Source organism: Dietzia sp. HMSC21D01 (assembly GCF_001815995.1).
Lineage (GTDB): Bacteria > Actinomycetota > Actinomycetes > Mycobacteriales > Mycobacteriaceae > Dietzia > Dietzia cinnamea.
On record NZ_KV824153.1, the window covers coordinates 1 to 3,558 of the forward strand.

The 3,558-nt window shown below is 74.5% G+C and carries 3 protein-coding genes; all 3 read left to right on the top strand.

The annotated features are described in order from the left end of the window. The first annotated feature begins 154 nt into the window (after positions 1–154). Entirely contained in the window at positions 155–1,075 is a 921-nt protein-coding gene (locus tag HMPREF3086_RS16945) for a glycosyltransferase family 2 protein (protein ID WP_070723101.1), read from the top strand. A gap of 52 nt (positions 1,076–1,127) precedes the next feature. Beyond that, positions 1,128–2,768 carry a carbamoyltransferase family protein gene (locus HMPREF3086_RS16950; RefSeq protein WP_063971861.1) on the top strand — a complete coding sequence of 547 codons (1,641 nt, stop codon included), beginning with the start codon at positions 1,128–1,130 and terminating at the stop codon, positions 2,766–2,768. Next, a partial coding sequence (locus HMPREF3086_RS18235; protein WP_141764149.1) for a glycosyltransferase family 2 protein occupies positions 2,765–3,558 on the top strand: 794 nt, incomplete at its 3' end. The genes HMPREF3086_RS16950 and HMPREF3086_RS18235, both read left to right, overlap by 4 nt.

The following is a 3,558-nucleotide window of genomic DNA, read 5'->3' on the forward strand; positions in this document are numbered from 1 at the left end:
CTCCTCAGCGCGGTGCCGCGGATCCCCGCCGCACTCGCGGCGCGCCGGGTCGTCGGGGAGCCCACCCTGCGCGCGCGGGAGCGGCTCCGCGCCGCGGACGACGGATAGAAGCCCCACAGGGGACGCATGGACGCACACGGGAGAGGAGAGTCGGATGAGCAGCGCACCGGAGCCGGAAGGTCGGGATCCCAGGGTGAGCGTTGTGATGATCACCTGGAACCGCCGCGAGGAGGCGCTCGCCGCTCTGGACCGGCTGGCGGAGCTGCCCGAGCGCCCGGAGGTCATCGTCGTCGACAACGGCTCCACCGACGGCACCGCGGACGCCGTCACCCGTCAGCACCCGGGCGTGCGGCTCATCGCCAGCCCCACGAACCTCGGCGCGGTCGGCCGCAACCTCGGCGTGGACGCGGCGACCACCCCCTACGTCGCGTTCTGCGACGACGACACGTGGTGGGACCCGGGTTCGCTGCGCGCCGGTGCGGACGCCCTCGACGCGCATCCGCGGCTGGGCGTGGTCACGGCGCGGATCGTCGTGGAGCCGGGCGGCGAGGACGACCCGATCGTGCCGGAGCTGGAGAACTCGCCGGTGCGCGGCCCGGACTGGCTCCCCGGGCCGGCGCTGGGCAGCTTCCTCGCGGGGGCGAGCATCGTCCGGGCCGAGGCCTACCGGGAGGCCGGCGGCTTCCACGAGCGTCTGTGGCTGGGGGGCGAAGAGGAGCTGCTCGCGGCCGATCTCGCCGCCGCCGGCTGGGAGCTGTGCTACCTGCCCGAGATGACCGTGCACCACCAGGCGTCGGTGCTGCGTGATCCGCATCTGCGCCGCCGTCACGGCATCCGGAACACCCTGTGGTTCACGTGGCTGCGCCGGCCGCTGCCCGCCGCGCTCCGGCGCACGCGGGACGTCCTCGCGGGCGCGCCGCGGGATCGGATCACCGCGGCGGGGGGGCTCGACGCCCTCCGGGGCGCGGCCTGGGTGGCGAGGGATCGGCGGATCCTGCCACCGCACGTCGAGGCGCGTTTCCTGGCCCTCGAGGAGAGCCAGAGGTCCAGCGCGGCACGGCGCTACGACAGTTGAGAGTCGACGCGAGCGGTAGCCACTTCCCCCCGATCGTGCCTAAGTTGGCGCCATGATCGTCTTGGGAGTCAATGCCACCTTCCACGATTCGTCCGCCGCGCTGGTCGTCGACGGACGCGTGGTCGCCGCGGCCGAGGAGGAACGCTTCTCGCGGCGCAAGCACGCCAAGCGGCCGGTGCCGTTCTCGGCGTGGGAGCTGCCGGAGTTGTCGATGCGCTGGTGCCTCGAGGAGGCCGGCATCACCGCGGCCGATCTGGACGCGGTGGGGTACGCCTTCGATCCCGAGCTGGCGACGCTGCAGCCCGACGACCCCTTCGACTCGGTACGGATCGACTACGTGCGGCGGGCGCCCGAGTTCCTCGCCGAGGCGCTGCCCGGGCTGGACCCCGGCCGGGTGCGGTTCGTCGAGCACCACGTCGCGCACGCCGCCTCCGCCGCCCTGGCCGGGCCGCACCGCACGTGCGCGGTGTTGGTCAACGACGGCCGCGGGGAGCGGCACTCCCAGCTCGCGGGCCACTACCGCGACGGGGAGCTGGAGATCTGTCACCGCCAGGACCTGCCCGATTCGCTGGGCCTGTACTACGAGTCGCTCACCGAGCACCTGGGCTTCCTGCGCTCGAGCGACGAGTTCAAGGTGATGGCGCTGGCCTCCTACGGCGAGCCGCGTTTCCTGCCGGAGCTGCGTGAGAGCCTGCACGCGAACCCGGACGGGGGGTTCACCGCGCGCGCCCCGGAGTGGGAGCGGTTCGCGCCCCGCCGCGTCGACGACGGGACGTGGGGCGGCGTGCACGCCGACCTCGCCGCCTCGGTGCAGGCCGGGGTGGAGGAGGTGTTGGTCGCCAACGCCGAGTGGCTGCACCGGCAGACGGGCGAGACCGTCCTCACCATGGCGGGCGGGACCGCGCTGAACTGCGTGGCCAACACGCGGATCTGGCGCGACGGGCCGTTCGACGAGGTGTGGGTCCAGCCGGCGTCCGGCGACTCCGGCACCGCCCTGGGGGCGGCGCTGCACCTGGCGCGCGAGCAGGACGAGCTCGCCCCGGGTGCCGTGGACCCCGCGGCGGGGCGTGGATGGGACGACGACGAGCTGGCGCAGTGGCTCACCGCGGCCCGCGTCCCCTTCACCACCCCGGATGATCTGGTGGGCGAGGTGGCCGATCTGCTCGCCGACGACGGTGTCATCGCGTGGTTCGACGGGCGTAGTGAGTTCGGTCCCCGGGCGCTGGGCCGCCGGTCCCTGCTGGCCAACCCGACGCGGGCCGCGAACGTCGAGCGGCTCAACGACGTCAAGGGGCGCGAGCAGTTCCGGCCCGTGGCCCCCATGATCCTCGCCGAGCGCGCCGCCGACATCGTCACCGACGGCCCGCTGCCGAGTCCGTACATGTTGTTCGTGCACACGGTGCGCCCCGAATGGCGGGACAGGTTGCCCGCGGTGGTGCACACCGACGGCACCGCGCGGGTCCAGACCGTCTCCGACGCGGACACGCCCAGGGTCGCCGACCTGCTGCGCGCCTTCGAGGCGCGGACCGGCGTCCCGGTTCTGGTCAACACGAGTCTGAACACGGCCGGCCGACCCATGGTCGACGATCCCCGTGACGCCCTCGAGTTGTTCGGGTCGGCGCCGGTCGCCGCGCTCGTCCTCGGCCCGCACCTCGTGCGCCGCGCGGACTTCGTGGTCGGCGGTGACGCATGAGCCGAGCCCCCCGCTGGGCGATCGTCGTGCCCACCATCGGTCGACCGTGCCTGCAGGCGATGCTCGACTCCCTGGCCGCGCAGCGGACCGACGACGCCCACCCGGCACCCGTGGAGGTCGTGCTCGTCGATGACCGGCCGGGACGGGTCGACCCGCTGACGGCGAGCCTGCCGGGAGTCGACTGGCCGCTGCGGGTCGTCCGCGGCTACGGGCGAGGGCCCGCCGCCGCCCGCAACCGTGGCTGGCGGGCCACGCATGAGTCGGCCCCGGAGTGGATCTCCTTCCTCGACGACGACGTGATCCTGCCCGACGGGTGGCTCTCCGGGCTCGTGGACGACCTCGCGGCGTGCGGCCCGGACACGGGCGCCACGCAGGCCTCGATCCGCGTGCCGCGTCCGACGGATCGCCCGCCGACGGACTGGGAGCGCAACGTCGCCGCGCTCGAGGGCGCGGACTGGGCGACGGCGGACATGGCGTACCGCCGTGCGGCCCTCGAGCAGGTGGCGGGCTTCGACGAGCGGTTCCCTCGGGCCTTCCGCGAGGACGCCGATCTCGCGCTGCGGGTCCGCCGCGCGGGCTGGTCGCTCGCCCGCGGTGCGCGACACATCATCCATCCCGTCCGCCCGGCCGACGACGGGGTGAGCCTGCGCCTGCAGGCCGGCAACGCCGACGACGCCCTCATGCGGAGGCTGCACGGCCCGCGCTGGCGCGAGGTGGCGCAGGCCCCGGGCGGCGGATTCGGCTATCACGTGGCCACGGTGGCCGGGGCGCTGGTCGCGGCGGGGGGTGC

What these genes read in the sequence shown, in the direction of transcription:
- HMPREF3086_RS16945 (WP_070723101.1), top strand. Translation starts at nt 155, where the DNA reads ATGAGCAGCGCACCGGAGCCGGAAGGTCGGGATCCCAGGGTGAGCGTT.
- HMPREF3086_RS16950 (WP_063971861.1), top strand. Translation starts at nt 1,128, where the DNA reads ATGATCGTCTTGGGAGTCAATGCCACCTTCCACGATTCGTCCGCCGCG.